General features: G+C 72.0%; 5 protein-coding genes. 3 read left to right on the forward strand and 2 right to left on the reverse strand.

Annotated features, from left to right (window positions below; all coding sequences use genetic code 11):
- Window positions 1–129: 129 nt before the first annotated feature.
- Together ABZ951_RS33265 and ABZ951_RS33270 are read right to left on the reverse strand one after the other, a co-directional pair.
- Window positions 130–1,122 carry a methyltransferase gene (locus ABZ951_RS33265; RefSeq protein WP_344089462.1) on the reverse strand — a complete coding sequence of 331 codons (993 nt, stop codon included), beginning with the start codon at window positions 1,120–1,122 and terminating at the stop codon, window positions 130–132.
- The gene (locus ABZ951_RS33270) at window positions 1,109–1,780 is read right to left on the reverse strand and encodes a DUF6875 domain-containing protein (protein ID WP_344089461.1); all 672 of its coding nucleotides are present in this window, start codon (window positions 1,778–1,780) and stop codon (window positions 1,109–1,111) included. Before ABZ951_RS33270 ends, ABZ951_RS33265 begins: the two co-directional genes overlap by 14 nt.
- Before the next feature lie 474 nt (window positions 1,781–2,254).
- Here ABZ951_RS33270 and ABZ951_RS33275 point away from each other — a divergent pair, with 474 nt between their 5' ends.
- The 3 genes from ABZ951_RS33275 (at window position 2,255) to ABZ951_RS33285 (ending at window position 6,347) form a co-directional block, all read left to right on the forward strand.
- Window positions 2,255–3,211 carry an ATP-binding cassette domain-containing protein gene (locus ABZ951_RS33275; protein WP_344089460.1) on the forward strand — a complete coding sequence of 319 codons (957 nt, stop codon included), beginning with the start codon at window positions 2,255–2,257 and terminating at the stop codon, window positions 3,209–3,211.
- A complete protein-coding gene (locus ABZ951_RS33280; protein ID WP_344089459.1) occupies window positions 3,208–4,044 on the forward strand; it encodes an ABC transporter permease in 837 nt (278 codons plus the stop codon). Before ABZ951_RS33275 ends, ABZ951_RS33280 begins: the two co-directional genes overlap by 4 nt.
- 188 nt (window positions 4,045–4,232) lie before the next feature.
- Entirely contained in the window at window positions 4,233–6,347 is a 2,115-nt protein-coding gene (locus tag ABZ951_RS33285; protein ID WP_344089471.1) for a BTAD domain-containing putative transcriptional regulator, read from the forward strand.
- Window positions 6,348–6,446: the final 99 nt, after the last annotated feature.

Here is a 6,446-nt window from a genome sequence, read left to right on the forward strand (position 1 = left end):
GGGGTGTGGTGCGGCCCCCCACACAAAACCCCCCGTCTGGGGGCACCTCCCAGCGGTAGCTGGGGGAGATTGAGGACGCGCCCGCAGGGCGCCCGCCGCCGCAGGCGGCAACAACGGCCCGCAGCCGACCTACCGCCCCAGAACCACCGCGGACAGCTCACCGTCACCGTGGTGCACCTCGCGCAGGGCCAGGCCCGCCGCCGCGGCCAACGCGGCCCACTGCGAAGCCGTCCGCTCCTGCCCGCCGGTCATCGCCATCATCCAGATGTCGCCCATGCGGCGTGCGTCCGGCCCGGTCTCGTCCAGGACGCGCTCCAGGAGGATCAGCTCGCTGTCGGGGCCCATGGCCCGGGCGCAGCCGGTCAGGATCCGCAGCGCCTGCTCGTCGGGCCAGTCGTGGAGCACGCTGCCGAGCACGTAGGTGCCGTAGCCCTCCGGGACGCCCTCGCGCAGGTCGGCGGCGACGGTGGCCACCCGGCCGGGGTGGCGGCGGGCGAGCTCGCCGGGGACGAGGGCGACGACCTCGGGGAGGTCCGTGAGCGTGACCTTCAGGGTGGTGCTGTGGCCCAGGAGCAGTTCGGTCAGGCCGCCCGTGCCGCCGCCCAGGTCCATCACGTCACCGGCGCAGCGCTCCAGCAGGAAGGGGAGCAGGGGGCGGTAGAGCTGCATGGCGCGCATGCGCATGTGCTCGTGGAAGGTGGCGAGCTCGCGCGGGTCGCGGCCGATCCGGTCGAAGACGGGGGCGCCGTGGGCGAGCTCGTAGGCGGGGCGGCCGGTGGTGACGCACTCGGCGAAGGGGCCCCAGGCGGTGAAGAGGGAGTTGTCGGAGAACTCGGCGCGCAGGCTGCCCGGCCGGTCGGAGCGCAGCAGCAGGCCCGCCTCGGTGAGGTGGACGACGCGGTCCGGGCCGACGCGCACGACGTCGAGGGTCTGGGCGGCCAGCACCAGGCGGGCCAGGCGCCCGGGGTCCGCCCCCAGGGCGGCGGCCAGCTCGTCCAGGGGAATGCCCCCGGCGGGGACCCGGTCGGCGACGCCGAGGGTGCTCAGCGCGTAGAGGATGCGGCTGGGGGCGATGTCGAAGAGTGCGGCGAGGCGCTCGCGCTCGCGGTCAGACGAGCTCACAGATCTCCCTTTCCGCCTGGTCCTTGGCCGTGCGGTAGATCTCGTTCCAGCGCTCGGCGGGCTCGCCGCCGAACTGGTCGTGCCACACGGCGAGGTAGCTGAGGCGGTCGGCGACGGGTATCTCGGGGAAGGTGAGGAAGAGGATGTCGGTGATCACCATGCTGCGGACGGCGAGGACCGGGTGGGGGCTGTCGAGGGGCCGGAACCCCTCGTTATGGATGCCGGGCATCGGGTGGCCGGGGAAGAACTCGCCGACCATCTTCCCGGCGGCGACGGCTTCCTTCTTCAGGGCCTGCTGCACGTCGACGACGATCCGGTGCCGGGTGGCGGCGTCCGGGCCGACGGGGACCATGACGAAGGCGTTGTAGACGTCGTCGGACGCGTGGGGCCCGTCGAGTCTGCCGAGGGCGGACCGGGCGAGGGACTCCAGCCGCTTCGGACCGCGGGCCCCGCTGACGTCCACACTGCTGACGGCGGTGCGGCCCAGCTTCAGGGACTGCTCCATGAAGGGGCACACGGCGCCCTTGCGGCCGAGGTCCGGATGGGGGCGGGCCAGGAACACTCGGAGCCAGTCCGTGACTTCGGAAAGAATGCGCCGGCCCTCCTGTCCGTCCGTCGGCCGGCCCGTTCCGGGAGAATCGATTCCGGTAAGAGTCATGCACTCCACCTACCTGTGCCGGGCGGAATCAGTTCATGGAAGAAGAAGACACATTCCATGCTCGGCCTCCGCACATACGAAAAGTATCTGCCAGGGGCGCCGCAAGAGACCTTCGGCCGGGCCCACGCAAACAGACAGCTGCCTTCCCGACGCTAAGGGAAGCGCTTATCGCCCATGTATTGGCCGCGTTTCACCGCCCCGGGCGGCCGGCCCGAAGCGGAGAAAGAGCCTCCGCATCTGCTCCCGGATCGCGTCGCCGAGCCCTCCGAGAGGCCCCGAACTACCGGACGGCGCACCGGTTTTCGGGCGGCGTCCGGGGGCTCCGGTGAAGCTCGGGCAATACATGGGCGATAAGGGCTCGCCCTAGCGTCTGGTGTGCACAGACCTGTTCGAAAGCGTCCCGGGAAGGCACACCATGCAGATCACTCGTCCTCCGGGGAGACCCGGGCGCGCCACCCCGCGCGGACGCCGCCCATGACGGCCGCGATCGAGGTCGAGGGCCTGGTCAAGGAATTCGGGTCGGCCCGCGCGGTGGACGGGGTGGACCTGAGCGTCCCCGCCGGCAGCGTGCTCGGGCTGCTCGGTCCCAACGGCGCGGGCAAGACCACGGTCGTCCGGATGCTCTCCACGCTGATCCGCCCGGACGCCGGACGGGCCCGGGTGGCCGGCTTCGACGTGGCCGCGGAGCCGCACGAGGTCCGCCGGCGGATCGGGCTGACCGGCCAGTACGCCTCGGTGGACGAGAACATCCCCGGCTGGGACAACCTCTACATGATCGGCCGCCTCTACGAGCTGCCCCGGCGGCGCGCCCGCGCCGCGGCTGACGAGCTGCTCGAACGCTTCCGCCTCACCGACGCCGCCGGCAAGCTCCCCCGGGACTACTCCGGCGGCATGCGGCGCCGCCTCGACCTGGCCGCCAGCCTCGTCGGCGAGCCCGAGGTGCTCTACCTCGACGAGCCCACCACCGGCCTGGACCCCCGCAGCCGCAACGAGCTGTGGGAGACCGTCCGCGCCCTGGTGGCCAAGGGCACGACCGTCCTGCTGACCACGCAGTACATGGAGGAGGCCGAGGCCCTGGCCGAGTCGATCGTCGTCATCGACAGCGGCAAGGTCATCGCCGCCGGCACCCCCGCCGAGCTGCGGGCCCGCGTCGGCGGCCAGGTGCTGCGCATCCGCCCGGGCGAGGGCACCGACCTCGCCGCGACGGCCCGCCGGCTGACCGCCGCCGGGGGCGCGGTCGCCACCGCCGACGCGGCGGAGGGCCTGATCACGCTGCCCGTCCAGGGGCGCGCGGAGCTCACCGCCGCCGTCCGGGTGCTCGCCGACAGCGGCGTGCCCGTCGACGGCATCGACACCCACATCCCCAGCCTCGACGAAGTGTTCCTCACGCTCACCGCGGGCACCCCGGCCGAAGCACGGAGGACCGCATGACCGCGACCCTGCTCCCCCCGTCCGACCGGGCGGAACACGAATCTCCGGCGCGGGCCGGGCAGCACCGGGTCGGCTTCCGGTCGGCCGTCACCCACTCGCTGGCGATCACCCGGCGCAACCTGACGCAGATCAAGAGCGACCCGGCCCAGCTGCTGGACGCCACCGTCATGCCGATGGTCTTCACCCTCGTCTTCGTCTACGTCTTCGGCGGCGCGATCGGCAACGGCCAGGCCGACTACCGGCAGTACCTGATCCCCGGGATCATGGTGCAGACGGTCAGCTTCGCCGCCCAGGTCACCGGTGTGGCCCTGAACATGGACTTCAGTAAAGGAGTCATGGACCGGTTTCGGTCCATGCCCATCGCCCGCTCGGCGGTGCTCTCCGGCCGGATCCTGGCGGACGTCTGCCGGCTGGCGCTCGGCCAGGTCGTCATCCTCGCCTTCGCCTTCCTCATCGGTTTCCGGGTACACACAAACGTTCTCGCGGTGCTCGGCGCGATGGCGCTCCTTCTGCTCTACGGAATTGCGCTGTCCTGGATCGCCGCGTTTGTGGGGCTCGTCATCCGCAGTCCGCAGACCGTTCAGTCGATGGGCTTTCTCTGGATGATTCCGCTTCAATTCGGCAGCTCTATGTTTGCACCGCCGTCGACCATGCCGGGCTGGTTGCGGGCCTTTGTAGAAATCAATCCGACCACGCTCGTCGTCGATGCCTGCCGGGGACTCCTGGTGGGCGGACCAGTCGCGTCGAACGTCATCGGATCGCTGTTGTGGATCGGCGGCGTGCTCCTCGTCTTCGTTCCGCTGTCGGTCCGCCAGTACGGCCGGCGCACGTGAACTTCCGCCTCAAACCGCACCTTTGGTGGGGTTGAGCGGACGCCGCGTGATCCTCGTCTCAGCTTGTATGGGTGCCGGGGCGGGCATGTAACGTGATCTTTGTCTGCGCCGAATTCGCTGCGCAGTCGATGAGCTCGGGGGAAGTTATGGGGGAACAGCTCAGGTTCAATATCCTGGGTCCCTTGGCAGTGACCATGAACGGTCGCCGGATAACCGTAGGGGGGGCACGGCAGCGCACGATGATCGCGCTGCTGCTGCTGAATCCGGGACGCATTGTCTCAGTCGACACTCTGGTGGAAACAGTTTGGAACGGCCAACCACCGGCCACCGCACGGACGCAGGTCGCGATCTGCATCGCCGCCCTGCGCAAGCGCTTCAAAGCCGAGGGGTGTGAGAACGAGGTCATCGTGACCGCCCACCCCGGTTACGTCCTCGATCTGGAGAACCACTACGTCGACAGCGTCGACTTCGACCGCCTGGCCGGCGAGGCCCAGGAAGCCGCCCGCGAGGGGCGCACCGCCGACGCGGCGCACCTGTACGAGCAGGCGCTGGCCCTGTGGCGCGGCCCCGCCCTCGCGGGGGTGGCCGGGATGCTGGTGGAGGAGGAGTCCGCCCGCCTGGAAGAGGTCCGGCTCGCCACCTACGACGGCTACGTGGCCGCCCAGTTAGAGCTGGGCCACCACCGGGACCTCATCCCGGGCCTGGTCACCGTCGTCCGTGACCACCCGCTGCGGGAGCGCTCCCGGCACGCGCTGATGCTCGCCCAGTACCGCGTCGGCCGCCGGGCCGAGGCCATGGAGACGTTCCGCACGGGCCGCGCCCAGTTCATCGAGCAGCTCGGCCTGGAACCGGGGCCCGACCTGCAGGAACTGCACGACGCGATCCTGCGCGACGACCCCTCTCTCGCCGCCCCGCCGGCGGCGGCCGCACCCCAGCAGCCCGAGGCCGCTCCCCGGGTGCTGCCCGCGGAACTGCCCGCTGACGTCGCCCACTTCACCGGTCGGGCGGCGCAACTGGAGGCGCTGGACGCGCTGCTGCGCCCGCAGGGCGACCACCTCTCGCCGGCGGTCGCGCTGATCACCGGCCCGGCCGGGGTCGGCAAGACCGGTCTGGCCGTGCACTGGGCCCACCGCGCCGCGGGCCACTTCCCCGACGGTCTGCTCTTCGCGGACCTGGGGGAGAGCGGCGCGGCACCCGGGACCGTCCCGGCCGACGCGGTGCTCAGCCGGTTCCTGCGCTCCCTGGGCGTCCCGGCCGCGGACGTCCCCGGGGACGCGGAGGGCCGGGTGGCGCTGTTCCGCAGCGTGCTCGCCGACCGCCGCGTCCTGATCGTGCTGGACGATGTTCGCGCGTTCGCCCCGATCCGGGCGCTCATCCCCGGCGGATCGCGCTGCGGTGTGGTCGTCACCAGCCGGGGCCAGCTGGAAGAGCTGGTCGTCGGGCACGGCGCCGTGCCCGTGCACCTGGAGGCGCTCACCAAGCCGGAGGCGACCGAGCTGCTGGGCCACGTCATCGGCGCGCAGCGCGTCGACGCGGCGCGCCCGGAGGCCGAGCGGCTCGTCGAGCTGTGCGACCGCCTCCCGCTGACCGTGCGGATAGCCGCCGCCCGGCTGGCCTCCAAGCCGCACTGGCCCGTCGGGCACCTCGCCGGCAGGCTCGCCGACGAGCGGCTGCGGCTGGACGCGCTCAGCTCGGGGGAGTCGCAGCTGCGCGACTGCTTCGCGCGGAGCTACGGCGCCCTGGAGCCCACCGCCGCCCTGCTGTTCCGCCGGCTCGCCCTGCTGGACGTCCCGGACTTCACCTGCTGGGTGGGGGCGGCCCTGCTGGACGTGGACACCTTCACGGCGGAAGGGCTGATGGAGCGGCTCGCGGACGCCCGGCTGCTCCAGGTGGCGGGCTTCGACGCGACCGGACGGCCGCGCTACCGCTTCCAGAACCTGCTGCGGCTGTACGCGCGGGAGCTCGCGGAGCAGGAGGCGGCCCAGGGGGACGCCGCCGGGCAGCGCGAGGCCGTCGAGCGGGCCCTGGAGAGCTGGCTGACGATCGCCGAGCACGCGCGCCGCCGGGAGTTCGGCCGCGAACACGTCCTCGTGCGCGGCGACACCCCCCGGCGTCCGATGGACCCGGCGGAGCTCGATCAGCTCACCACCTCGCCGCTTGACTGGTTCGAGGCCGAACGGCTCGCCCTGATCTCGGTGATCGACCAGGCCGCCCGGCGGGGCATGACCGACCTCAGCCGGGACCTGACGGTCCTGGTCGTCGGCCCCTTCGAGACCTGCGCCTTCATGGGCAGCCTCTCTTAGGGTTTGTCGTTTGCCGCCTGCGGCGGCGAGCGCCCTGCGGGCGCACATCCCCGGCACCAGCGGCAGGTGCTCGCCCTCCACCAGATAGGGCGGTTCGTG

Source organism: Streptomyces sp. NPDC046215, from assembly GCF_040646215.1.
GTDB lineage: Bacteria > Actinomycetota > Actinomycetes > Streptomycetales > Streptomycetaceae > Streptomyces > Streptomyces stramineus.

What these genes read in the sequence shown, in the direction of transcription:
- ABZ951_RS33270 (WP_344089461.1), bottom strand. Translation starts at nt 1,780, where the DNA reads ATGACTCTTACCGGAATCGATTCTCCCGGAACGGGCCGGCCGACGGAC.
- ABZ951_RS33280 (WP_344089459.1), top strand. Translation starts at nt 3,208, where the DNA reads ATGACCGCGACCCTGCTCCCCCCGTCCGACCGGGCGGAACACGAATCT.
- ABZ951_RS33275 (WP_344089460.1), top strand. Translation starts at nt 2,255, where the DNA reads ATGACGGCCGCGATCGAGGTCGAGGGCCTGGTCAAGGAATTCGGGTCG.